The 24,549-nt window shown below is 48.3% G+C and carries 26 protein-coding genes; 9 read left to right on the top strand and 17 right to left on the bottom strand.

Features of this window, described 5'->3' with window-relative positions; translation table 11 throughout:
- Window positions 1–27: 27 nt before the first annotated feature.
- Complete coding sequence (locus LC084_RS20760; RefSeq protein ID WP_226573628.1) at window positions 28–891, bottom strand: YicC/YloC family endoribonuclease; 864 nt, start codon at window positions 889–891, stop codon at window positions 28–30.
- A gap of 123 nt (window positions 892–1,014) precedes the next feature.
- Here LC084_RS20760 and rph point away from each other — a divergent pair, with 123 nt between their 5' ends.
- Both rph and pyrE read left to right on the top strand, forming a co-directional pair.
- Window positions 1,015–1,731 (top strand): ribonuclease PH, encoded by a 717-nt coding sequence (gene rph / locus LC084_RS20755; RefSeq protein ID WP_226573626.1) that lies wholly within the window; start codon window positions 1,015–1,017, stop codon window positions 1,729–1,731.
- A gap of 113 nt (window positions 1,732–1,844) precedes the next feature.
- A complete protein-coding gene (pyrE, locus tag LC084_RS20750; protein WP_226573624.1) occupies window positions 1,845–2,486 on the top strand; it encodes an orotate phosphoribosyltransferase in 642 nt (213 codons plus the stop codon).
- A gap of 196 nt (window positions 2,487–2,682) precedes the next feature.
- On the opposite strand, the gene slmA is transcribed toward pyrE, so the two are convergent.
- The 3 genes from slmA to coaBC all read right to left on the bottom strand — a co-directional run bounded on the left by slmA (window position 2,683) and on the right by coaBC (window position 5,060).
- Window positions 2,683–3,279: a nucleoid occlusion factor SlmA gene (slmA, locus tag LC084_RS20745; RefSeq protein WP_036115693.1), complete on the bottom strand. Its 597-nt coding sequence runs from the start codon at window positions 3,277–3,279 to the stop codon at window positions 2,683–2,685.
- A gap of 127 nt (window positions 3,280–3,406) precedes the next feature.
- Window positions 3,407–3,865, bottom strand: coding sequence for a dUTP diphosphatase (gene dut / locus LC084_RS20740; protein WP_226573622.1), 459 nt, complete (start codon window positions 3,863–3,865; stop codon window positions 3,407–3,409).
- A complete protein-coding gene (gene coaBC / locus LC084_RS20735) occupies window positions 3,843–5,060 on the bottom strand; it encodes a bifunctional phosphopantothenoylcysteine decarboxylase/phosphopantothenate--cysteine ligase CoaBC (RefSeq protein WP_226573620.1) in 1,218 nt (405 codons plus the stop codon). Before coaBC ends, dut begins: the two co-directional genes overlap by 23 nt.
- 184 nt (window positions 5,061–5,244) lie before the next feature.
- Between coaBC and radC the strand changes: the two genes are divergently transcribed.
- The 4 genes from radC (at window position 5,245) to mutM (ending at window position 7,531) form a co-directional block, all read left to right on the top strand.
- Entirely contained in the window at window positions 5,245–5,910 is a 666-nt protein-coding gene (radC, locus tag LC084_RS20730; protein ID WP_226573618.1) for a RadC family protein, read from the top strand.
- A gap of 217 nt (window positions 5,911–6,127) precedes the next feature.
- Window positions 6,128–6,364: a 50S ribosomal protein L28 gene (rpmB, locus tag LC084_RS20725; RefSeq protein WP_036115703.1), complete on the top strand. Its 237-nt coding sequence runs from the start codon at window positions 6,128–6,130 to the stop codon at window positions 6,362–6,364.
- A gap of 13 nt (window positions 6,365–6,377) precedes the next feature.
- Window positions 6,378–6,545, top strand: a complete 168-nt coding sequence (rpmG, locus tag LC084_RS20720; RefSeq protein WP_036115707.1) for a 50S ribosomal protein L33 — start codon at window positions 6,378–6,380, stop codon at window positions 6,543–6,545.
- Between the two features lie 176 nt (window positions 6,546–6,721).
- Entirely contained in the window at window positions 6,722–7,531 is an 810-nt protein-coding gene (gene mutM / locus LC084_RS20715) for a bifunctional DNA-formamidopyrimidine glycosylase/DNA-(apurinic or apyrimidinic site) lyase (RefSeq protein WP_226573616.1), read from the top strand.
- A gap of 4 nt (window positions 7,532–7,535) precedes the next feature.
- Here mutM and coaD read toward each other — a convergent pair whose 3' ends face one another.
- From coaD to rfaQ, 7 genes are all read right to left on the bottom strand, one after another.
- The gene (gene coaD / locus LC084_RS20710) at window positions 7,536–8,033 is read right to left on the bottom strand and encodes a pantetheine-phosphate adenylyltransferase (RefSeq protein WP_226573613.1); all 498 of its coding nucleotides are present in this window, start codon (window positions 8,031–8,033) and stop codon (window positions 7,536–7,538) included.
- A complete protein-coding gene (locus tag LC084_RS20705) occupies window positions 8,030–8,803 on the bottom strand; it encodes a glycosyltransferase family 2 protein (protein WP_226573611.1) in 774 nt (257 codons plus the stop codon). Before LC084_RS20705 ends, coaD begins: the two co-directional genes overlap by 4 nt.
- Window positions 8,803–10,077: a lipid IV(A) 3-deoxy-D-manno-octulosonic acid transferase gene (gene waaA / locus LC084_RS20700; RefSeq protein ID WP_226573610.1), complete on the bottom strand. Its 1,275-nt coding sequence runs from the start codon at window positions 10,075–10,077 to the stop codon at window positions 8,803–8,805. The genes LC084_RS20705 and waaA overlap by 1 nt, the downstream gene beginning before the upstream one ends.
- A 149-nt stretch (window positions 10,078–10,226) precedes the next feature.
- Window positions 10,227–11,228, bottom strand: coding sequence for a glycosyltransferase (locus LC084_RS20695; protein WP_226573608.1), 1,002 nt, complete (start codon window positions 11,226–11,228; stop codon window positions 10,227–10,229).
- A gap of 12 nt (window positions 11,229–11,240) precedes the next feature.
- Window positions 11,241–12,338 (bottom strand): glycosyltransferase, encoded by a 1,098-nt coding sequence (locus tag LC084_RS20690; protein WP_226573720.1) that lies wholly within the window; start codon window positions 12,336–12,338, stop codon window positions 11,241–11,243.
- 2 nt (window positions 12,339–12,340) lie between these two features.
- Window positions 12,341–13,468 carry a glycosyltransferase family 4 protein gene (locus tag LC084_RS20685; protein WP_226573606.1) on the bottom strand — a complete coding sequence of 376 codons (1,128 nt, stop codon included), beginning with the start codon at window positions 13,466–13,468 and terminating at the stop codon, window positions 12,341–12,343.
- On the bottom strand, window positions 13,465–14,541 hold the full coding sequence (gene rfaQ / locus LC084_RS20680) for a putative lipopolysaccharide heptosyltransferase III (protein ID WP_226573603.1): 1,077 nt from the start codon (window positions 14,539–14,541) through the stop codon (window positions 13,465–13,467). Before rfaQ ends, LC084_RS20685 begins: the two co-directional genes overlap by 4 nt.
- Window positions 14,542–14,688: 147 nt before the next feature.
- Here rfaQ and LC084_RS20675 point away from each other — a divergent pair, with 147 nt between their 5' ends.
- Window positions 14,689–15,651 carry a polysaccharide deacetylase family protein gene (locus tag LC084_RS20675; protein ID WP_226573601.1) on the top strand — a complete coding sequence of 321 codons (963 nt, stop codon included), beginning with the start codon at window positions 14,689–14,691 and terminating at the stop codon, window positions 15,649–15,651.
- A gap of 86 nt (window positions 15,652–15,737) precedes the next feature.
- Here LC084_RS20675 and LC084_RS20670 read toward each other — a convergent pair whose 3' ends face one another.
- Genes LC084_RS20670 through rfaD form a run of 6 tightly spaced genes read right to left on the bottom strand, consistent with a single transcriptional unit; the run spans window position 15,738 to window position 21,973 of the window.
- The gene (locus tag LC084_RS20670; protein WP_226573599.1) at window positions 15,738–16,985 is read right to left on the bottom strand and encodes an O-antigen ligase family protein; all 1,248 of its coding nucleotides are present in this window, start codon (window positions 16,983–16,985) and stop codon (window positions 15,738–15,740) included.
- Window positions 16,973–17,896 (bottom strand): glycosyltransferase family 2 protein, encoded by a 924-nt coding sequence (locus LC084_RS20665; RefSeq protein ID WP_226573597.1) that lies wholly within the window; start codon window positions 17,894–17,896, stop codon window positions 16,973–16,975. Before LC084_RS20665 ends, LC084_RS20670 begins: the two co-directional genes overlap by 13 nt.
- Window positions 17,893–18,993 (bottom strand): glycosyltransferase family 9 protein, encoded by a 1,101-nt coding sequence (locus LC084_RS20660; protein ID WP_226573595.1) that lies wholly within the window; start codon window positions 18,991–18,993, stop codon window positions 17,893–17,895. Before LC084_RS20660 ends, LC084_RS20665 begins: the two co-directional genes overlap by 4 nt.
- A gap of 3 nt (window positions 18,994–18,996) precedes the next feature.
- Complete coding sequence (rfaC, locus tag LC084_RS20655; protein ID WP_226573593.1) at window positions 18,997–19,980, bottom strand: lipopolysaccharide heptosyltransferase RfaC; 984 nt, start codon at window positions 19,978–19,980, stop codon at window positions 18,997–18,999.
- Entirely contained in the window at window positions 19,981–21,027 is a 1,047-nt protein-coding gene (gene rfaF / locus LC084_RS20650) for an ADP-heptose--LPS heptosyltransferase RfaF (RefSeq protein ID WP_226573592.1), read from the bottom strand. It lies immediately after the preceding gene.
- Window positions 21,028–21,040: 13 nt separating this feature from the next.
- The gene (rfaD, locus tag LC084_RS20645) at window positions 21,041–21,973 is read right to left on the bottom strand and encodes an ADP-glyceromanno-heptose 6-epimerase (RefSeq protein ID WP_226573590.1); all 933 of its coding nucleotides are present in this window, start codon (window positions 21,971–21,973) and stop codon (window positions 21,041–21,043) included.
- Window positions 21,974–22,253: 280 nt separating this feature from the next.
- Here rfaD and kbl point away from each other — a divergent pair, with 280 nt between their 5' ends.
- Both kbl and tdh read left to right on the top strand, forming a co-directional pair.
- Complete coding sequence (gene kbl, locus LC084_RS20640) at window positions 22,254–23,450, top strand: glycine C-acetyltransferase (protein ID WP_226573588.1); 1,197 nt, start codon at window positions 22,254–22,256, stop codon at window positions 23,448–23,450.
- A 10-nt stretch (window positions 23,451–23,460) separates the two neighbouring features.
- Window positions 23,461–24,483 carry an L-threonine 3-dehydrogenase gene (tdh, locus tag LC084_RS20635; protein WP_226573585.1) on the top strand — a complete coding sequence of 341 codons (1,023 nt, stop codon included), beginning with the start codon at window positions 23,461–23,463 and terminating at the stop codon, window positions 24,481–24,483.
- The last annotated feature ends 66 nt before the right edge of the window (window positions 24,484–24,549 follow it).

Below are 24,549 nucleotides of genomic sequence, written 5' to 3'. Positions count from 1 at the left end.
ATATGGGCTTCTTTTTTAGCTGGGGTGTTACTCGATGTTCTGGATCTGCTCGCGCATCTGCTCGATTAACACTTTCAACTCAATGGCTGAGTTGGTCACTTCGGCATTGATAGATTTTGATGCCAGCGTATTCGACTCACGGTTGAATTCCTGCATCATAAAGTCCAGTCGGCGGCCAACCGCTTCTTTCTTCTTCAGGATGTTGTAGGTTTCTTTAACGTGGGCATCCAGGCGATCCAGCTCTTCCGCCACATCAATCCGCTGTGCCATCAGAACCAGTTCCTGCTCAAGACGGTTGTTTTCTAACTGAACAGACGCTTCGTCCAGTTTGCTCACCAGGCGTTCACGCTGCCATTTCAGAATATCCGGCATTTGCGCACGTACTTTGCTGACTTCCGTGCTGACACCTTCCAGGCGTTGCTCAATTAAGGCTTTAAGCGCCTGGCCTTCGGTTTCACGGGCAACGATAAAGTCATCCAGTGCGGATTCCAGCCCACCCATGATTTCACTGGTAATGGCATCAAGATCCTGTTCTTTGGCAGACATCACGCCTGGCCAGCGCAGAATATCCAGTGGGTTGATTTCACCTTCATCACTCTGCATTTTTACCCAGTTACCGGCCTGCACCAGTTGTTTAGCCAGTTCCTCATTGAGAATCAGCTCACTTTGGGCGTGGCTATCTGGCTCAAAACGCAAGGTACATTCGATTTTGCCACGGGTCAGGCGTGCACGAATACGTTCGCGCACCACGGGTTCAAGACTGCGAAATTGTTCCGGAAGACGCAGGTATGTTTCGAGGTAGCGCTGGTTGACCGAACGCAGTTCCCAGGAGGCTGAGCCCCATTCGCCTTTAATTTCACGCCGGGCGTAGGCGGTCATGCTACGGATCATATCAGTAACCAATTTTATAAATGGATGAAGGGATTATAGCCAGCCTGCCTCCATCAGGATAGGAATAAGGTCGCGAAGACCGTATAATGCGCAGCCACATTCGTTTCTGACCGGAGAAGACTCATGCGTCCAGCAGGCCGTAGTAACACACAAGTACGCCCCGTCACTCTTACTCGCCATTACACCAAACATGCCGAAGGCGCTGTTCTGGTGGCATTCGGCGATACCAAAGTACTGTGTACCGCCACGGTAGAGGAAGGTGTTCCCCGCTTTCTGAAAGGCCAGGGCCAGGGTTGGGTAACCGCAGAATACGGTATGTTGCCGCGCGCAACCCACACTCGCAATGCGCGTGAAGCAGCCAAAGGCAAGCAGGGTGGGCGCACTATGGAAATCCAGCGCCTTATCGCCCGCGCATTGCGTGCAGCAGTAGACCTGAAAGCCTTGGGTGAATACACCATTACGCTGGACTGCGATGTCCTGCAGGCGGATGGCGGAACACGTACTGCCTCTATTTCTGGCGCCTGTGTAGCGCTGGCCGATGCCCTCAACGCGATGGTGGCAAATGGCAAACTGAAAGCTAACCCAATGAAAGGGATGGTTGCTGCGGTATCGGTGGGTATCGTGAACGGTGAAGCGGTTTGTGACCTGGAGTATGTGGAAGATTCTGCTGCTGAAACTGACATGAACGTGGTCATGATGGAAGACGGGCGCATGATTGAAGTGCAGGGCACAGCCGAAGGCGAGCCGTTCAGCCATGAAGAACTCCTCACGTTGCTGGCTTTGGCTCGCGGTGGAATCGAATCTATCATCGCGTCGCAGAAGGCGGCGTTAGAAAATTAATTTTTAGGCGGCCTGTGAGTCGCCTTTTTTTTGCTGGCGGGTTGGCGCATTGTTGTAACAGCCATGTCCTCGCCACGCGTATGAACAGAATTGCCACAGTAAGGAGCGAATCCATGAAACCGTATCAGCGCCAGTTTATTGAATTTGCGCTTAACAAGCAGGTATTGAAATTTGGTGAGTTTACCCTGAAATCCGGGCGCATTAGCCCCTATTTTTTCAATGCCGGGCTGTTTAATACCGGGCGTGATCTGGCGCTTTTGGGGCGCTTCTATGCCGAAGCACTGGTGGATTCCGGCATTGATTTTGACCTGCTGTTTGGGCCAGCTTATAAAGGGATCCCAATTGCGACAACAACGGCCGTGGCACTCGCGGAACACCACGAGCAGGATGTGCCTTACTGCTTTAACCGCAAAGAAGCAAAAGACCATGGTGAAGGCGGGAACCTGGTTGGTAGCCCGCTGCAAGGCCGGGTGATGCTGGTGGACGATGTGATAACTGCGGGAACGGCTATTCGTGAGTCTATGGAAATTATTCAGGCGAATGGGGCTTCTCTTGCCGGGGTACTGATATCACTGGACCGCCAGGAACGTGGGCGCAGTGATATTTCCGCTATTCAGGAAGTGGAACGTGATTACCACTGTAAAGTGATTTCTATTATTACCTTGAAAGACGTCATCAGTTGGTTGGAAGAAAAACCAGAAATGGCTCAGCACCTGGCGTCGGTTCGTGAATATCGCGAACAATACGGGGTGTAAACCGCATTAGCAAAAAAGGGCCTTCAGGGCCCTCAGATTGATGAAAAAGAAGGAAAAAACGTGGTTTTTCCTTCTTTTTAGTTAGCAGCCGAAAATCAATGAATTGATTTTCCTGGTTTTTATAGGGTGACATTCTCTCGTTCTGTGCGGACATGAGGTTTGTCATCAGGCTCAAAGGGCCTTCAGGGCCCTTTTTTTAGTTCAGCTGTGCGGCCAGCAACGGCCAGCGTGCTTCGAAATCGTCTGTTGGGTGGTAACGAAATTCGCTGCGCACAAAGCGTGACAGCATACCTTCGCAAAATGCCAGTAACTGGCTGGCTAACAGCGTTTCATCCACGGTGTAGCTTTCGCCTTCACGCATTTTCCGTTCACGCATCACTTGGCGCAGTTGGGCTTCAATACGTTCAAACAGTTGATTAATCCGCCCCTGTAGCCGGTCTTGTTCAAACATTAATGCATGGCCAGTAAGAATACGGGTTAACCCTGGATTACGTTCACCAAACCCCAAAATAAGCAGCACAATCAGCCTTAAACGCGCAGTGGTATCCTTTTCATCTTTCAATATCAGGTTGATACGCGTGATAAGGCTGTCTTCAATAAATTCGATAAGGCTATCGAACATGCGCGTTTTGCTGGGAAAATGGCGGTAAAGTGCGGCTTCAGAGACACCCACCGTGGCAGCCAGTTTTGCTGTGGTAATTCGTTGGCTGCCATCACTTGATTCAAGCATTTGAGCCAGCGCCTGCAGTATTTCGTCGCGACGATTCCTTTTCGCCGTTTGTTTTTCTGCCATGATCTAAAATACCCCTGAAATAAGCAATGACCAGGTAATGCCCACACATCAACCCTGACCCGCAGGCTCATTTACCTGCGGGGCCATCATCGAATAACTGATGTCTGGCGGGGCTGTCCCTGGATTATTATTGGCGGCCAGAATGGCCAAAACCACCTTCGCCACGATCCGTAGCGGCAAAGTCATCAACGATATTAAATTCAGCCTGTACGACCGGTACAAAGACCATCTGCGCCAGGCGTTCACCAGGTTCAACAGTAAAAGTAGTTTGCCCACGGTTCCATACCGATACCATTAACTGCCCCTGATAATCTGAATCAATCAGACCAACCAGGTTACCCAGCACGACACCGTGTTTATGGCCAAGCCCTGAGCGCGGTAAAATTACCGCTGCCAGCGAAGGGTCTGCAATATGGATAGCCAGCCCTGTCGGCACCAGTGTGGTTTGGCCGGGGGCGAGGTCGAAAGCCTCATCAAGACAGGCGCGCAGATCGAGCCCGGCGGAGCCAGAGGTGGCGTAAGTTGGCAAAGGGAACTGCTGGCCAACACGCGGGTCCAGAATCTTAACGTCGATTTTTTTCATCATAACGGGTAATGATCTCGTCCAGTAACAATTGACCAAGCTGGGTTTTGCTGGTTAAAGCCAGCGCTTTATCCCCATCTTGCCAGAAGAGGTGCAATGCATTCATATCACTATTAAACCCCTGGCCTGCTACAGAAACGTCATTTGCGCAGATTAAATCCAGGTGTTTGCGGGTTTGTTTTTGCCGGGCGTATTCTTCCACATTACTTGTTTCAGCCGCAAATCCGACAACATAAGGGCGGTTTTCCGTTAACCCGGCTACACCGGCAATGATATCCGGATTTTTTACCATTTTTATGATCAACCCGTCTTCATCGCTTTGTTTTTTTATTTTTTCTGGTGCGATTTGTTCGGCGCGGAAATCGGCAACGGCGGCACAGCCAATGAAAATCGCTTGTTTTTGAACTGATTGCTGCACAATCGCGTTCATTTCCAGGGCTGTTGTGACATCAACACGCAGCACGCCTTGTGGAGTAGGGAGCGATACCGGGCCGCAGACCAGAGTAACGTTGGCACCTCTTTTCGCAGCGGCATCAGCCAGAGCGAAGCCCATTTTCCCGGAACTGTGATTGGTAATATACCTTACGGGATCCAGCGGTTCACGTGTCGGGCCTGCCGTTATCATAATATTCAGATCTTTCAGGTCCTGGCTGTGGCCGAAATGTTGCTCTGCCATTTCAACAATCACCAGTGGGTCAAGCATTCTGCCGGGCCCAACGTCGCCACAGGCCTGGCTACCGCTGTCCGGGCCCCAAATAAGTAACCCACGTTCGGCCAGGCGTTCAATATTTTGCTGGGTAGCCGTGGCTCTGAACATTTGTTGGTTCATGGCTGGAACGACCGCAACAGGTGCGGGTGTTGCCAGGCACATCGTGCTGACCAGGTCATTTGCCATGCCAGCCGCCACCCGGGCAATTAAATCCGCCGTGGCTGGAGCCAGAATCACCAGGTCTGCCCATTTGCCCAGCTCAATATGCCCCATTGCAGCTTCTGCCGCGGTATCGAGCAAGCTTTCGGATACCGGGTGCCCGGAAACGGCCTGCAGAGTCAGTGGAGTGATGAACGCTTTTGCTGCTTCTGTCATAACAACGCGCACTTCAGCGCCATGATCGCGCAACCTGCGTACCAGTTCAGGTGTTTTATAGGCAGCGATACCGCCACTAATACCCAGGACAATTTTTTTACCGGACAAGCCCATGGTGATGTTCCCGTCTGTATGAAAACAAGATGCGGCATGTTACCACAAATCATGCAAACGAGGTTTTGATGCCTTTGATTCTCTGCGTACTGGCTCGCAGCCTGCATGTTAGGTACTCGCAGGGGAAAAATGTGGGTGGCATTGTGACACCCGAATAACGTGCTGGTATGGAAGAGGAGGCGTGATGGAGTATGTGGTAAGGCTCCCCCCACGGGAAAAACTCATGAAATATGGTGCGAAAGCGCTGACGGATGTTGAGCTTTTGGCGCTATTTTTACGTACCGGGAAGCGCGGAGTACCTGTGTTGATGCTGTCACACCAGTTGCTGGTTCATTTCGGTTCTCTCAGAGCGTTATTAAGTGCTGAGTTGGTTCAGATTCGCAAAATTGGCGGTATCGGAGTAGCAAAATATGCCGAACTGAGCGCGATTACCGAACTGGCCTGTCGTTTTCATTCATCAGAACTGGCGGAAATGGATACGCTTAATAATCCGCATGTTGTCAGGCAGTTTTTGCAAAATGAACTGGCTTCAGAGGAGCGGGAAATTTTTATGGTGTTGTTTTTAGATAACCATAACAGGGTGATTGAACACCAGAGAATGTTTTCCGGTACGTTGACTCATGTTGAGGTTTATCCACGCGAAGTAGTGCGCCAGGCCATTAAACTTAATGCAGCGAGTGTCATTTTCGCTCATAATCATCCATCGGGCCGGGCCGAACCCAGCCGCGCTGACCAGTTAATCACCCAAAGGTTGGTAGAAAGCTGCCAATTTATGGATATTCGTGTGCTTGACCATCTGGTTATTGGGCGTGGAGAGACCGTTTCTTTCGCAGAAAGAGGGTGGATTTAGGGCAATTTACGCGATCCTCCGGGATCTTTATTTGTTCGGGACTTGAGCACATCCCTGAGTCAGCGTATACTACGCCACCTTTGAGAATCTCGGGTTTGGCAATTGGGCCTGGCATCACGAGTTCACATTGAACCGGAAGACCAGGCCAGCACAGGCCTGACGAGGCTGCCGATACCCTTTACGAAGCTCGAGCTAATTTGATTTTTGGAGAATAGACATGTCCCGAGTCTGCCAAGTTACTGGCAAGCGTCCGGTGACCGGTAACAACCGTTCACACGCACTGAACGCGACTAAACGCCGTTTTCTGCCGAACCTGCACTCTCACCGCTTTTGGGTAGAGAGCGAGAAGCGTTTTGTAACCCTGCGTGTATCTGCTAAAGGTATGCGTGTAATTGATAAAAAAGGCATCGAATCAGTTCTGTCTGATCTGCGTGCCCGTGGCGAGAAGTACTAAGAGGAATTAAATCATGGCTAAAGGTGTTCGCGAGAAGATCAAGCTGGTTTCTTCTGCTGGTACTGGTCATTTCTATACCACCACGAAGAACAAACGTACTAAACCCGAAAAACTGGAACTGAACAAATACGATCCGGTTGTTCGTAAGCACGTTGTATACAAAGAAGCTAAAATTAAATAATTTTAGTGGCTTTGTGAGAAACGGTCCTTCGGGGCCGTTTTTTTATGCCTGGAATTTCCCCCTTCAATCCCCATATCATCATGGTACTGGCCGACACGTTGATGTCTGTTTGCCAGCTGCGTCTGTGATCCGGTCTTGCCCCCACAAGGTAAGGCTGAAAGAGCAAAGAGGAAGCCATGCCCGAATTACCAGAGGTTGAAACTAGCCGTCGTGGAATTGAGCCCCATTTGGTGGGCGCGACGATTCAATTTGTTGAAGTGCGTAATGGGCGGCTGCGCTGGCCTGTTTCCGATGAAATCTATCGCCTGAGTGATGTGCCTGTACTCAGTGTGCAGCGCAGGGCGAAGTACCTGCTGTTGGAACTCCCCACGGGTTGGATAATCATTCATCTTGGTATGTCTGGCAGCTTGCGTGTTTTACCACAGGATGTACCACCGGAAAAACATGACCACGTTGATGTCATTTTATCTAACGGGAAGTGCCTGCGTTATACAGACCCCCGCCGGTTTGGTGCGTGGTTATGGGCTACTGAGCTGGAAGGGCACCCTGTGTTAGCGCATTTAGGGCCTGAGCCGCTCACAGAGGACTTTAATGCCGAATACCTGTACCAGAAGAGCCGGAGTAAAAAAATCGCGGTAAAGCCGTGGTTGATGGACAATAAGCTCGTGGTGGGGGTAGGGAATATTTATGCCAGTGAATCACTCTTTGCGGCGGGGATACACCCGGACAGGGTGGCACACTCGTTATCGCCAGATGAGGCGAAACGCCTTACTCAGTCAATTAAAGCGGTACTGGCTCACTCAATTGAGCAAGGTGGAACCACTCTGCGCGATTTTTTGCAGACAGACGGTAAGCCTGGGTATTTTGCTCAGGAACTGCAAGTTTATGGCCGTGCAGGAGAATTATGTCGCCAGTGTGGGACAGCTATTAAAAGCGGTAAACACGGGCAGCGTACCACATTTTGGTGCCCGCGCTGCCAGCATTAAACACTTATGGGGCTGTGATGTTAGCGTTTATCTTCGCTAACAATGCTTGATGCACATTGGGAGGCAGAAAAGCACTGACATCGCCATGATGTAGCGCCACTTCTTTGACCAGCGATGATGAGATAAAAGACCAGTCGCGTGAGGGCATCAGGAAAATGCTTTCAAGCCCTGGCATCAGGTGGCTGTTCATATGAGCGAGTTGCATTTCATATTCGAAATCAGCCACGGCGCGAACTCCCCTCACCAGTACCTGAGCATTTTGCTGGCGGGCGAACTCCGCCATTAACTCACTGAACCCCATTACCTGGATATTGGGCAGATGAGCGGTAGCGTCTTTTGCCAGTGCTTCACGTTCAGCCAGTGTAAATAGTGGTTTTTTACTGGGGCTTGCGGCAATAGCCAGGATCAGTGTATCGAACATCCTCGATGCACGGGTAATAATGTCGATATGACCATTGGTTATTGGGTCAAATGTACCGGGGTATATCGCGCGTACACTCATGGCTGTTTTTCCGTGTAACCGTGGTTAAGGGCCCATAATTCAGCATACTTGTTAAAGGTATACTGTGCGTTAACAACCGCAAGTATCCAACCCTGTTTCCCATCCAGAACGCCTCCCCGTAACAGTAACGTCTTTGCAAACGCCCCAATTGTATGGGTAAAAATACTGATGACAGAGGTTTGCTTACCTTGCTGATGCCGTTCATGGGCCCAGGTTGTGGCGTACTGTAATTGTTTGGCCTGAAATGCACTCAGGTCGCGGCAAGTGAGGTGAATAAAATCCCCTTGTAACCGGGTTTGCGGCGCACCGGGGGCATCCAGAGATTCATGCACCTGGTTGCCGTTGTACTGGTACCTTTCCCGGGCATACAGGCGGGTTACCCGGTCAGGATACCAACCGCTGTGGCGCATAAAACGCCCCAAAAACAAGTTACGCCGGTTGATGGCATAAACCGTGTCGCCGGGTGGGGTGCTCAGTACCGACTGAATAGCAGATTTTAATTCTGGGGTAACACGCTCATCGGTATCGATCATCAAAATATAGTCGCCCGTGGCGTAACGTTGAGCGCGCTGGCGCTGGATGCCAAAGCCTTGCCAATCCGGGGATGAGTACACACCAGCACCATGAGCGGTTGCTATTGCCATCGTGCCGTCCGTGCTGCCTGAATCCAGTAAAATCACTTCATCAGCCCAGTCTACTGATTTCAGGCACTCTTCCAGTGTATCGGCCGCATTACGGGCAATCATAACAACGGATAACCGGTATGCCATTAGTGGCTCCGCTGAGGCAGGTAGGGTTGAAGAAGTTGCAACAGACGTTGTAATGCGCCCTGGTTTTGATACAACACTTCCACTGCATGGCGGCCATACCACAGGCGGTAATCTTCGTCGTTCAGCAACCCGGAGACAGTTTTGACCAGTGATGCAGCATCGGTGACCGTTATCAGGCCATCAGCTTGCTGTAATCTGGAGCAAATATCTTTAAAGTTAAAAGTATGTGGGCCCATCAGCACCGGAATTGCATGTGCTGCAGGCTCCAGTGGGTTATGACCACCGCGCTCCACCAGGCTGCCGCCAACGAAGGCAAGGTCCGCAATACCATAAAGCAGCATCAGTTCCCCCATGGTGTCACCAATCACAACTTGAGTACTGCCCGATGGGATCTCGCCGCTACTGCGCAACGTGTAACTGAACCCGGCTTTTTGTGTCATTTCTTCGGCATCGCGGAAACGTTCCGGATGGCGGGGAACCAGGATTAGCAGTAAGTCCGGAAAACTAGCCAGTAATTGACGATGTGCTTCCAGAATAATTTGCTCTTCGCCATCATGGGTACTGGTTGCAATCCATACCTGGCGGCGTGGTGCCCACTGGCGGCGCAGTGTGACTGCTCTGGCAGCAAGTTCTGGTGTGACGGAAATATCGAATTTCAGGCTGCCGGTAATGGCCAGATGGCTGCGTTTAAGGCCAAGCTCCAAAAAACGGTTACCGTCTTCGTCGTTCTGTGCCGCTATCAAAGTAATTTTACCGAGCACTCTGCGAATAAAGCCACCAAGTTTGCCATAGCCTTTTGCTGAGCGTTCCGACATACGGGCATTCGCCACAACCAGCGGAATTTTGCGTGCGTGCAGGGCCGAAATCATGTTCGGCCATAGCTCTGTTTCCATCACGATGACCAATTTGGGGCGGACTGTATCCAGAAAACGGCTCATTGAACCCGGCAGGTCATAGGGCAGGTACACATGGTGGACATCTTTGCCAAATGCAGACATAACCCGTTCAGAACCGGTTGGCGTCATGGTGGTAACGGTAATGGGTAAGGCTGGGTAGCGGTGGCGCAGGGCACGCACCAGCGGGATGGCTGCCAGTGTCTCACCCACGGAAACTGAATGCAGCAGGATACCTTCAGGGGCGACTTTCCCACTGCAAAAACCATAACGTTCGGCCCAGCGTGTTCGGTAGGCCGGGGCTTTACGACTTCGCAGCAGAAGCCTTAGCCAAACAAATGGCTGAATAAGGTAGAGTAGAAAGGTATATAGTAATTCCAAACTAATATCCGGTTTTCATTTATTGCCGGGGCAAATTCTAAGCATTTACCCTGGTTAAAGCTATTTTTATTGATGTCATTGCAAATAACACCAAGGCTGCCTGCTATGGCAAACAGCCCTGGTAACGTTCAGTTACTGCGCACATCAAATCAGACTGGCGACTGCAAAATCTTCCGTAGCCGGAAATAGCGCCGCCCCAACCGCCAGCGCAGCCGTAAGCTGTGTGCGTTGCGCCACACCAATTTCCATACGCCTGTATCAAAAAACTCTTGCACTATCATGCGTTGTTTTTCTGGGTCTTTCATATTGAAGAAGGTATGCAGAATACCCAGCCCTTCTTTGGCTATTTGCCATCGGCAGGCGGGAATCTGTTGTACTTTTTCTGGATAGCGCCGGTTAATTTCGTCCAGCATCTGCAAAATTTTCATGTAATGGCGGGCGGAACGGATCAGTGTGTCATCGTTGTCCGGCATATGGGAGACCGACGCTGAGTGAATGTAATAATCATAGAATTGCTCATCGGTATACTGTACACGCTCCGCTGCCAGCAACACCTCAGTTGTCCAGGGAATGTCCTGATGGCGCAAACCGGGTTCAAAAGAGAAATTATGCGAGCGAATGAAATCATGGCGATAGAGATTAAGCCAGGTAACGTGCAGGAACTTACGAGAATCCAGCGCTTGTTTTAGCCATTGCGCACCAGTGAGTACACCCGTTGACTGTAATTTGTCTTTGGGGAAAATTGGCCGGCTCGGTTTTTTGTCGTTTTCCCAGATGTAGTTGCCATTACAAGTGACTACATCCAGGTTTTCTGTTTGCGCCATATCCAGCATGCGGCGGTACATACCCGGGCGAAAGTAATCGTCAATATCCGGGAACGACAAGTAAAGCCCAGTCGCTTCTGCCAGGCCGGTATTACGTGCTACAGATACCCCCTGATTTGCCTGATTAATCATTCTCATGTTGGCAAATTGCGGCTGCCACTGGTGAATAATCTCTACTGAGTTATCAGTTGAACCATCATTCACCATGATGATTTCCATATCATCAATAGCTTGTGCCGAAAGGCACTTGAAAAACTGCTCCAAAAAAGCTGCGCCATTGTAGACGGCGACCACAACACTGAGTTGGGGGCATGTAGCGTGGTGCATAAAATACCTGATTTAACGTTGTGCCAGAGTAAGGTAGTGCTGGCAAATGGTTCGAATACTGTAATTCTCAATCGTATCTGTATTGATTCTGGGGGGCGTTTCCCAGATTTCCCGCATAGTTCTGGCAAGCGCTGCGTCACTCATTTGCGCCAGCCCCCGGGATAATTCACCGGTCAAAATCTCGGATGGCCCGCCGGGGCAATTGGTACTGACTGGTGGGGTCTGGCAGATAATCGCTTCAACCAGTACATTGCCAAACCCTTCGCAGTCTGAGCTTAACACGAGCTCTTTGGCATGTTTAATCCAGGGATAAGGGTTGCTTTCAAAAGATTTGAACAGAACCCTGTCGCCCACACCTGCATTTACCGCCAGTGTTTTAAGGTATTCAATTTTGTCTGGTGAGCCTTTCCCCATTAATACCAATGGTGCCTGAATACCGCTTTTAGCATAGGCACGTATCAGCCTGTCATGGCGTTTAAGTTCATGAAAACGCCCAACATGAATCAAATATTCTTTACCGGAAAGCTCACAAGGTTGCTGGGCCAGCGTCTGTATATGTGCGATATCAAATGGGTTATAAATTACGCACTGCCGTTGAGGTTTTATAGCAAGGTTTTCTGTCAAATCATCCAGTACGGCCTGAGAAACAGCTACAATTTGTGCCCCTTGGTAAACCCGGCGAATTTTTGCCATTTTCAGCCAGCGCGAAAACCCACGCTTGTTAACCAAATAGGAAAACGAAAACATGCCATGGATACAGAACCAAAGTTTGTGGCGTGGAATCACTTTCGTATAGGAAACAATACGGTCTGTTTTATGCAAATGGGAGCAGATAAGGTCAAATTCACCGCCATCGCGCTCTGCTTCCTGGTAAGCGTTATCCAGTAACAGCGCGCGCCGCCTTAATTCAGTTAGTTTGCGCCATGGTGTGTGGCATGTATCCTGGACAATATGAAAATCAACACCTTCAGGAATGGTGTAATCACAAACTTTACGTAGTGAAAAAACGGAGACGCGGTGCCCCATTTCCAGTAATCCCCGGGCCAGGGTCAGTACTGTCTTTTCGGCTCCGCCGCCAGGTAGCCCATCAATAATCATCAGGATACGCATCATCATTCCAGTAAGTTTCTATACAGCTTAATTAATTGCTGCGAAAGCCTTGCCGGTGTCTCATCTTTTACCCGGACACGTGCAAGTTCCCCCATTTTGTTGTCGTTATTCAATGATGGTATCGCACTTACAGCTTGTGTTAGCTGGTTGATATCCAGTGCACCACAAATAAACCCACTTTCCTGCTCTACGATAAACTCAGAACCACCACATGTAGGTGTGGTTATTACAGGTAAGCCACACGCCATTGCTTCGAGAATGACATTGGGGAATGGGTCATATTTTGTTGGTAATAATAATCCGTCCGCTGCTTGGTAAAACGGTAATGTTTGTTTTTGTACGCCCATAAACCGAATGCGTTCCAGACATCCCAATGATTGAGCCAGTTTTCGGTACTGTTTCTCATTTTTATCTTGCCCAACAACGAGCAAATAGCGGTTGGTTGGTGCTATTGCGCTGATAGCACTTGCTAATCCTTTACGATCAAATCCAGACCCGACAAAAACCAACACGACCGCCTGAGGAGGAATCGCTAAACTGTCTCGCAATGCCTGGCGTTTAGCTGGGGTTGCAGGTAAAAACCGGGAGGAATCAATAGCATTATAGATTACGTGTATTTTTTCTTCCGGAAATTCAAAATTTTCTATGATCTCCCGTTTCACCATTTCAGCATTACAAATGACGGCACGTAATTGTGGTGCCTGGTACATGGCTCTCTCGGCTTCAATTACATAACGGTGATACCGATCGTTCATCAATAATGTGCGCCGCCAGGCCGGTAATGTTTGTGCGCGAAGAGTTAACCAGCGTTGATGCACTCCATCGCCAGCCCGGTAAATATCGCAGCCGGCAATGCGCTCATGGCTTTGTACCAGATCGAATTTTTCCCTCTGCCATAATTCCCTTGCCGCACTTGCGAAGCCACGTTCACGGCTGATTCGGCCCAGTTTGGCTGGGTTGCAAATGTGAATATGCCAGTTTTCATTGCGTTCACCCTGCCATTCGCGGGTGATAACGTTCAGCTCAAGATTTTCGCTTTCCAGTGCTTCAAGCGCCCTGGATACGAAGCGTTCAGCACCACCATCCGGGCGGTATTTTTGCCTGACTATAGCTAAACGGTATGGTTTCATTTGAGGTATTTCCTTGCGGCGCTGATAACCGCCTCAACAGGGATGGCATCCAGGTAGCGTTCGTTAGTGTGTGTATCTATGGCATCAGGGTCCGGCAATGAGCCGTAATCTCCGGCCCAAATAATTTCTCCTGTTACCTGCCAGGGGCGCCAAAATTGAAGTTTGGAAGGGCCAAATAGGGCAACACACGGGGTGTGTAACGCTGCAGCCATGTGCATGGGAACAGAATCGACACCAATAAATAATTTTGCATGGTCAATCAATGCGGCCAATTGTTGCAGGGTTAATTCACCAGCCAGGGAGTAAATACCTTCAGCAGGGCAGTTAGCCAGGATTTCGGCGATCATCTGCCGTTCTTTTTTATCAGGGCCGGAGGTGAGAATAATGGGAAAGCCTTGTTTTTGTAGCTCACTAATAGCCTGTGCCATTTTTTTCTCATTCCAGCACTTAAAAAACCAACGTGAGGTCGGCTGGATAATGATATACGGTGCTAACACACCCAATGCCTTGAGTTTTTCCTCTGCTGCCTGCCAGGCGGTTGGTGAATAAGCCATTTTGACATCACTAACAGTGGGAATAGCAAGAGGCGTAAAAATGGACAGGTTTTGTTCTACCGTGTGCATTTTCTGGTGTTCAGCAACAGACGCTAACTGAGTATGGCAGCAAGACCATACATGCCCTTTGCGTTTGTTGAAGCCGAAGCCAATGCGTACTGGAGCGCCAGTGAAACGGGTAACTACCGCACTGCGCCATTGGTCTGCCAGGTTCAGTACTAAATCATAGTGCTGATTACGCAGTTGCTTCAGTAGTTGCCATTCTTTGGCAAGGTGTTGGCGGGTTCCCAACTTTTTCCATTTTCGATCAATGCCATAGATGTGATTAATTGATGGCAATGCCGAGAGCATATCCCGTGTTTCTTCATATAGCAGAACATCAATAGTTGCTTGAGGCCACTGGACCCGGAGGGTTTCCAGCACAGGTGACATCAGTAACATATCGCCATGGTGGCGAAGTTTAATGACCAGGATGCGTTTATTTGGCTTGCCCACAATTGAAGAAATCGATGTGCTCATAATGTCTTTCTGTAGTTTCCCTGTGCCAATTCTAATAGAGGTGGCCTGGTGTGGCTATCATTCACATCTATCAATCGAGTATTGTTGGCGTGAACACCACTTGTGCGTAACATTAGCAACATACTTTCAATGGATCCCTGCACTGTTATGAAAAAACCGGCTTTTATCATTACCATTGATACTGAAGGGGATAACCTTTGGCAAAATCATCGTCAAATTACAACGGAGAATGCCAAATTTCTTCCGCGCTTTCAGTCCCTTTGCGAAAAATTTGGTTTTAAACCCGTCTGGCTGACTAACTATGAAATGGCAGTTGATCCCGCTTACATAGAATTTGCTTCAGACGTTATTGCTCGCGGGCAAGGTGAAGTGGGGATGCACCTGCACGCCTGGAATAGCCCGCCGGATTATGATCTCACTGGTGATGATTGGCGCTATCAACCCTATCTTATTGAATTTCCCGATTCAGTTTTACGGGAAAAAGTCTTGTTTATGACCCGGTTGCTGGAAGATACATTCCAAACAAAAATGCTCAGCCATCGTGCTGGACGATGGGCTTTTGATTCACGGTATGCGCGCCTTTTGATTGAGTTAGGTTACCAGGTGGATTGTTCGGTTACACCACGGGTTGACTGGCGTTTTACGCCCGGTGCACCAAATGGGCAGGGGGGAACTAATTACCGAAACTTCCCGACCAGCGCTTATTTTATTGATCCCCAACAGATACATCAGGCTGGTGGGTCTACGTTGCTGGAAGTGCCAATGAGTATTCAGTATAAGCATTCCGCCTGGCTGAATATTCTGAAACAAGGGTATGACACCTTGCGTGGCAAGCAGCGTAGTCCTTCGGTTTATTGGTTACGTCCTGATGGGAAAAACCTTGAAACGATGAAAATGGTTGCAGGTAACGCCCTTGCACAAGGGAATGATTATGTTGAATTTATGCTGCATTCATCTGAGTTTATGCCAGGGGGAAGCCCAACATTTAAAGATGAAGCATCTATTAATAAGCTGTATCACGACCTGGAAGAATTGTTTGGCTGGCTTTCTGAGCGCACGCAAGGTATGACACTGGCGGAGTTTTATTCTAGCCGGAAAGTGGAAATGTGATCCTGCATGTATCACCGCTGCGGGAAATATTCCTGTAGTGTGATAATCCGCACTGCCAGTGTGCGGATTATCAGTAGAGCGGAGAGCTATTTTATCCTGAAAGGAGAACTCACTGCTGGCTGAACGGGCTTGACTGTTCCTCGAGGGAAACACAGCCCTAACGCAATAATAACAATATAGAATTGAATAGCTTCCGAACTGATTAACAGCACATCAGTAATGCCATACAAGATCATAAAGCCAGCACTGAATAATAAAACAGGCAACTGTTTCTTTATACCGGTGTAAATTAGCATCACGTAGAAGAACAGCAATGATAACCCGCCCATTAATCCCTGTAATGACAGGCTGTCAATAAACTCATTATGCAGGTGAATATTCAGGTAATGGAGTGAAGACCGGTAGTGTGGGTATTGTTTTACGTAGGATTTGGTGGTATCTGCACGCGTGTCCATGGACTGACCAACAGGATGTTCTACAAATGCATGTACACCTACCACCCACATAGAGAACCGTGCACCGAGGGATGTATTATCGTTACCTTCTTGGTAGTTGCTGACCTCACTCAGAGTCTGGTCTATTTTGGGTTTAATATAGGGTTTGTATAATGCGACAAAACAGATAGCAACAAGAATACTGACGGCAACAAGTGATTTAATATGAATTTTTCTGAAATGATAGAGTGTAAGGCACGCCACCATGAATAAATAACAAATCATGGCAGCCCGGGTGCCAGTAAGTATTATGAGGCAATAAGAAACAATAATAGTGGCACCTGCAATAACGTACCCAATTTTGCTTCGTAGTGTATATAATGCAAAAATAATAAAAACTGAAAAGGTAGAATAGACATAAGCGGCAATAGTCGGGCGATTAATACCCATTTCTACCCGGTTAATATGGTTGAGTGCCTGAAAGAAACCATAAGCAGTTGCAGATACGAAACCACAAAAGAGAATCGCTAACCCCAGATTTTTATACTGTTTGTTTTTAAAATCTCTGATAAATTGCTCAGCGTAAAATACTAAAAAACCGCCCAGTAACAGCTTTTTGCCACCATCAAGATAGTCATTGTAGAAGTTTAAATCTCCATGTTTTTGTTGGAAAATAAGATACCAACAAATTTTCACCAGACCCAATATAATTATTGGGAAAGAGAGGCTGGAAAAGGAAAGTTTTACTCTTTTAAAGTTGAGTATCAACCCTAACAGGCTGCAATAAATAGCAATATAGAACAGATTTCGCTGGTACCCAGAGCTGATAAGTGCAACCGATACTGAAGCTACACTAAGAAAATAAATCAAAAACAATAGGGATTTGTTCAGTTTTTCCATAAATATTTTAGCGCCTTTTTCTTGTAGCTGAACCTGACATTGGGTGACAGAAAAAAACTGAAAGAAAAGAGAGAGTGTACCTGACGTGAGACAACTTTAGTTTGCTCTTCTGTTAGCCATCGCTTCTGTTTAACCAGAATATCCAGCCAGTGGCAAAGAACTAAACAATGAAATTTTCCAGGGAAGACATCTTGCATCTTTTCTGTACAGGTAATCAAGTTTTGGATTTTAACATTATCGAGATCATTGGACAGGCTATTTTCCCGCTTAATATAGTAATAATGTCCGTGCTTTTGAAACCAGATATTTTGGGAGCGCATGACTATAGCAGGGAACACGAAGAAATCTTCATAGCACGTCATGGGAGCGATTGGTTCAGCAAGATAATGAGAACGAAGAATAAACTGCCCAATAAGGTGCGCCTGGAAGTCCTTATGAATCAGAAAGCGCCGTACCGTATCATCTTGAGACAGTGCAACAGGAGACACCCCTGGCCAGAAATGTGTTATTTTCGCCGGATCACGGATTTCTTCCAGATGGGTTAACAACATATCGGGAGAGTGTGTTCTGAGGAAAGGAACAATATCATCCAGACTACTTTTGATTAACAAGTCATCACTGTCAAGCATTGTAATATACTTGCCAGAAGCCTTTTCAATAGCGGCCTGGCGAGTCCTCCCGACATTGCAGAACTCCACATGTAGAGATAACACCGATATACCAAGGGGCGAGAAATTATCAATAATTTCCTGTGTTCCGTCAGATGAAGCATCATTTACAAGAATAACTTCCACTTCATGGGCAACCGCACGGCTGGCATCAAGTAAACTTTGCAGTGTTTCTGGCAATGTTTTCTCACAATTATGTGCGGCAATAATGATGCTCAAAAAGGGCGCCATATCTTTACTCATGAGTGTGAGTAACGTGAGTGATGTTCATCTGAAGTACAACCTGCAACAAAATTCTCAATGGCATCCAAATCACCTTCACTCAGTGCAAACAACTCTTCACGTGGCTTGTCAAAGTAGTAACGTGTCTCAAACACAAAAGATTTGATATTGGAATCATCGCCAATAAGCAGCACATTACCCAATGGGCGTTGTTCATGAGGGCAGCAAGGTCCATATAACAATACAACGGGTGTGCCTACTGCATCTGCGATATAAACATTGCCGGAATCAGAGGCAATGTAACAGTCCATTTGTGAGATTGCCCATGGCACATCTTCGAGAGCAATTTGACCAATCATGTTAATGAGGTTGGGTTTGTTCTCACAATACCGCATCAGGTCATCAAGCCAGGGCTGTTCATTACTGGCTCCAAATATGTAATAAACGCACGGCATCGCTGCCAGTTTATCGAAAATGAGCGCCCAGGTAGCCGGCGGAATAGTTTTTGCTTTGTTACCAGCAGAAATGCTCAGGCCAATTTTAACTGCCCCTTTGACGTCGAATTCCGGTGCATGAATTGCGGGCTGGTAAAGAGGCCTGGTGGCATGCTTCGGCGCGTCTTGCCAGGTTAGCGACCTGTCTGCCAGCTTGAGGTAGTTTGTCACTGTCAGGGACATTTTGGTGTGTTCAACCACGCCTTTTGCTGTGGCATAGAAAATCCCGTGATACCAACGCCGTGTATAAATAGATAAAAATTGTTTGTCAGGGGCATTACAGGCAGCTGCAAAGAATAAATTTACGCTGTTTGGTTGCAGTAAATATACATGTTCATAGCGGTTCATAAGATAAACCGCAAAGCGTAACTTAGCGGCCAGCGACTGTTTTTTCTGTTCAATAAAATAGAGTGTATCGATTGTGTTGTCGCGTTGAGCCAGTGGTGCGATAACAGAACTAACCAGTACATCACTTTTACCACACCATGCCAATAACGGTGTCATATTGACGAAATCGCCAATCTTCGCGGTTTGAATGACCAGTGTTTTGCCCGTAGGTTTATAAAACAGTTTCTTAAACAGTTTTACAGGCATAAGCAGAATAAAAAGGAATACGTAGCTCATCTATTATGGTTTCGCGAAAAAAGGTAGATGAAGTTCCCACAGGGTACTGAGTACCTGTGATGCAGAAATATCAGCCATCTCTCTGGTTTTACTTATTATTTGATGCTGGTTTTTTCCGTATCCCCCGATCAATGCAGGGTCTGTTGGGCCAAAAAGTGTGACATTGGGGCGATCGAGTGCAGCAGTAAGATGGCTAAGCCCGGTATCAACGGACACGACGGCGCAAGCACCAGCCAAAACGTTAGCTACATCCTCCAGGGTTAATTTAGGGAGGACTTCAACATGCGGATTACCCAAGGCGAGCCTTTCAGCCCGTTGGCGCTCATGTTCTGCGCCCCATGGTAGCTTAATTTTGCACCCTGTGTCGCTTACCAACTGGATAAATTCAAGCCAGCGTGACTCAGGCCAGTGTTTATCATCACGCGTTGTGGCGTGCAGGCAAACAATATACGGCTCCGTGCCCCCTTGTTTTTGCCCTTGGAAGTGCCGGGCAATTGCGTAATCACCCTGGTGATGTGGTTTTTCATAGCTGAGGCTTTTAGCAAACAATTCCCTGGTTCTTTCCACGGCGTGTTGCTGACGGGCAATGGCATGGCGATATTGGTAAAACAGGCAGGCCAGAGGCTCACGAGCGCTTCGCCAGTCCATTCCATGCTTTGGCCCTTGGGCTAGTCGGGTAACTAGTGCTGCGCTCTTTAGAAGCCCCTGGGCATCAATAACTGCATCATATTGAACCGACTGGATTTGTTTACGGAACACTTGGCGTTCTTTGGTTACACCAGATGAAAACCAGGCTTTTCGCCAGCGGCGAATAGCGACAGGAATAACCTGATTCACACTCGCATGCCAACTAGGAATTTGGGCAAAACCCTCTTCCACAACCCAATCGAAACGAATACCCGGTATTGCGTCACAGGCATCTGTCAGTGCAGGTAATGTATGGAGCACATCGCCCATTGAGGATGTCTTGACAATCAATACCCGCATTTAGTCTTCCTGTTCCTTGAGTAAATCGTTTAATTCAGCCAGCACACGTTCAGGCGTAATGTCTATCAGGCTTTGGTGGTAACCCTGCTCACCTTCCCCTTTACGCACTTTGTGGTAACCGGAAATCAACCGGATTACATGTGCCTTGTGAGACAGAGGTGGTGTGAAATCTGGGCTGCTGGGGCCATACAATGCGACCAGGGGGCGATTAAGGGCTGCGGCGACATGCATCAGGCCGGAATCGTTAGTGACAACAGACTCGCAGCTCGCTAATAAAACGACCGCTTGTTCCAAAGCTGTTTCACCCGCCAGATTACGGCAATATTGGCGCTGTGAATCGCTCAGGGCTGCCCGAATTTGTTGCCCGGACTCGTTGTCTTTAACGGAACCGAACAAAACAACCTGTTTGCCTTCGTCGATGAGTTTAGCGGCCAGGGTTGCATAGTGATAATGCGGCCAACGTTTCGCCGGGCCAAATTCTGCACCGGGGCAAAAACCAACAACAGGGCGATCATCTTCCAGATTAAATTGGGCTCGTGCCTGTGTTTTTTCCCCGTCATTGACTTGAAGCTGTGGCCACAACAGAGGTTGGGGCAGGTCCTGTGCTGAATGCATGGCATTTTTTTCATAAGCCAGAGCAACATAGCGTTGCACCATGAGCGGCCATGCCTGTTTATCCAGGGTGCGGATATCATTCAGTAACCCGTAGCGCATTTCTCCACGCCAACCCGTCCGCTGAGGAATGTTGGCAAAGAATGGCACTAAAGCTGATTTGAACGAATTGGGCAACACATAAGCGCGGTCATAGCGTTTATTTCGCAAGCTTAAACCTAATTTTCGGCGTTCGCCAATCTCTAGTGCGCCATGACCAAGAGGCATAGGGATTGCTTCATTTACCTCAGGCATACGTGATAAAAGCGGACGGCACCATGCTGGTGCCATCACATCAATTACGGCCTGTGGATAACGTGCCTTCAGCGTGCGATAAAGGCTTTGCGACATCATCATATCGCCGACCCAGGATGGGCCTGTTACCAGAATTTTCATGCCTTGATAACCATTATGCCTGGCGGTTTAACCAGGCCATATACTCGGTTACCCCTTCCGCGACAGTCTTAAAGGGTTTGTCATAACCCGCAGCGCGCAGATTAGTTAGATCAGCCTGGGTAAATGCCTGGTAACGCCCTTTAAGTTTGTCCGGGAACGGAATGTATTCAATGCTGCCTTGTTTGTGCCATGCGAGAGTTGCGTCGGCAACCGCCTGGAATGATTCTGCACGGCCTGTGCCACAGTTGAAAATGCCAGAAACGCCATTTTCCCAGAACCACAAGTTAACAGCGGCAACATCGCCAACATAGATAAAGTCACGACGGAAGTTGTCGCTGCCTTCAAACAGTTTCGGGTTTTCACCCTTATTCAGTTGTGTGTTCAGGTGGAATGCTACGCTTGCCATGCTACCTTTGTGGCTTTCACGCGGGCCGTAGACATTGAAATAGCGGAATCCCACGATTTGAGAATCTGCTTCAGGCAGAATTTGGCGGACATACTCATCAAACAGAAATTTAGAGTAGCCATAAACATTCAGTGGCTGCTCATATTCACGTGACTCAATGAAATCAGATGTGCGGCCACCATAGGTTGCTGCAGATGAGGCGTAAAGGAAGGGAATTTCACGTTCCAGGCAGTAGTGCAGCAGTTCTTTGGAATACTGATAGTTGTTGTCCATCATGTACTTGCCATCCCACTCGGTAGTGGATGAACAGGCACCTTCATGGAATACGGCTTCTACTTCGCCAAATTCTTCCCCGGCCATAATTTGGATAAGGAAGTCTTCTTTGTCCATATAATCGGCAATATCCAAATCCACCAGATTGGCGAATTTCGTACCATCTTTCAGGTTATCTACCACTAAGATGTCGCGATATCCCTTATCGTTCAGGGCCTTAACAATATTGCTGCCGATAAAACCGGCGCCACCAGTGACAATAATCATATGCGTAACCTTTACCTGTTTTGAAGTGGGGCTGTGCCGCACGCCCACGCAAATTGCGCTAATCATATCATTACATCAGTCTGTGTCCTTCTATTATGCGCATATATTGCGTTTAGTATGCTGTTTGCGCGTTGGTTTCCATTTTTCAACTGGCAGTAATTTCGGTTTTCATTAAGACGTGATTTATGCTGCAAAGTGTGTAAACACTGTTGTGTCATCTCGTTTAAAGCGCCAGGTTTCGGTAATATGTGCCAAATTTTTTCATCTCTGGAGAATGGTGATGCGAGGGGATTTTTATCAACAGTTAGCGGCAAATCTGGAAACAGCGCGTACAGAAGGCTTATTTAAAGAAGAGCGTATTATCACTTCTGCGCAGCAGGCTGATATCACCCTGGCGGGTGGTAGCCAGGTTATTAACTTTTGTGCGAACAATTATCTTGGATTAGCGAATCACCCGGCATTGGTGGAATCCGCAAAAAGTGGGATGGATACCCATGGTTTTGGCATGGCGTCTGTGCGTTTTATTTGTGGTACACAAGATAGCCACAAACAGTTGGAGCAAAAGCTGGCGTCGTTCCTGGGAATGGAAGATGCCATTCTTTATTCCTCCTGCTTTGATGCGAATGGTGGGTTGTTCGAAACCTTGTTAGGGCCGGAAGATGCCATTATTTCTGATGCTCTGAATCATGCTTCTATCATTGATGGTGTTCGCCTGTGTAAAGCGCAACGCTTTCGTTATGCCAATAACAACCTTGCCGAGCTGGAAAACTGCCTGAAACAGGCTCGCGATGGCGGAGCCCGTCATGTACTGATTGCCACCGATGGCGTGTTCTCAATGGATGGGGTTATTGCCAACTTAAAAGGCATTTGTGACCTGGCAGATCAGTATGATGCTCTGGTAATGGTTGATGACTCTCACGCAGTTGGCTTTGTTGGCGCCAATGGGCGTGGAACCCACGAATATTGTGACGTAATGGGGCGGGTAGATATCATTACCGGTACGCTGGGTAAAGCCCTTGGTGGTGCTTCTGGTGGTTACACCGCAGCGCGTAAAGAAGTGGTTGAGTGGTTACGTCAGCGTTCTCGCCCTTATCTGTTCTCTAACTCCCTGGCTCCGGCCATTGTTGCTGCTTCCATCAAAGTGCTGGAAATGCTGGAGGAAGGGGAGCACTTGCGCGCGCAGTTGTGGGCGAATGCCCGTTTATTCCGCGAAAAAATGACTGCAGCAGGGTTTACTCTGGCTGGTGCCGACCATGCCATTATTCCCGTTATGTTAGGTGATGCAGTTATTGCCCAGAATTTTGCCCGCGAACTCCAGAAAGAGGGCATTTACGTAACCGGTTTCTTCTATCCGGTGGTACCAAAGGGCCAGGCTCGTATTCGTACTCAAATGTCTGCGGCACATACAACAGCACAAATTGAGCGTGCGGTTGATGCCTTTATTCGAATTGGCAAGCAACTGGGCGTTATAGCCTGAGGGTTTTGTAATGAAAGCATTATCAAAATTGAAGGCAGAAGAAGGGATCTGGATGACCGATGTGCCTGAACCTGAAATGGGGCACAACGATCTCCTGATTAAAATCCGGAAAACAGCTATTTGTGGTACCGATGTACACATTTATAACTGGGATGACTGGTCACAAAAGACTATCCCGGTGCCGATGGTGGTTGGGCACGAATATGTTGGTGAGGTTGTTAAAGTTGGGCAAGAGGTTAAGGGTTTTAAACCGGGTGACAGAGTTTCCGGTGAAGGGCACATAACTTGTGGCTATTGCCGTAACTGCCGTGCCGGGCGCACACATTTGTGCCGTAATACCATCGGTGTGGGAGTAAACCGCCCGGGGTGTTTCGCTGAATACCTGGTTATTCCGGCATTCAATGCGTTCAAGATTCCGGACAATATTCCTGATGAGCTGGCAGCAATTTTTGACCCCTTTGGTAATGCTGTGCACACTGCTCTGTCTTTCGACCTGGTGGGTGAAGATGTACTGGTTTCCGGTGCTGGCCCAATAGGCATTATGGCTGCAGCTGTGGCGAAACATGTTGGTGCCCGTAATGTGGTTATCACTGATGTGAACGAATACCGCCTTGATTTAGCTCGTAAGATGGGGGTCACACGTGCAGTAAATGTTGCCAGTGAAAGCCTTGCTGATGTAATGGCGGAGTTAGGCATGACTGAAGGCTTTGATGTGGGGCTGGAGATGTCTGGTGCACCACCTGCATTTCGCTCCATGCTGGAAACTATGAATCATGGTGGGCGGGTTGCCATGTTAGGTATTCCCCCTGCGGAGATGGCGATAGACTGGAGTAAGGTAATCTTTAAGGGGTTGTTTATTAAAGGTATCTATGGCCGTGAGATGTTTGAAACATGGTATAAAATGGCAGCGCTGATTCAATCGGGGCTGGATTTGTCCCCCATTATTACCCACCAGTTTAGTATTGATGATTTCCAGAAAGGGTTTGACGCTATGCGCTCTGGCCAGTCTGGTAAAGTCGTGCTGAACTGGTAGTGATTGCTCCAGGCCGGTAGCTGGGGTAGCTGGCTACCGGCCTAGAACGCTTCTTGTCTTGCGAAT

The sequence above is a fragment of the Mangrovibacter yixingensis genome (genome assembly GCF_020523985.1).
Taxonomy (GTDB): domain Bacteria; phylum Pseudomonadota; class Gammaproteobacteria; order Enterobacterales; family Enterobacteriaceae; genus Mangrovibacter; species Mangrovibacter yixingensis.
The sequence above is the reverse complement of the archived record's forward strand: the minus strand, read 5'-3'. Positions and strand labels throughout refer to the sequence as shown.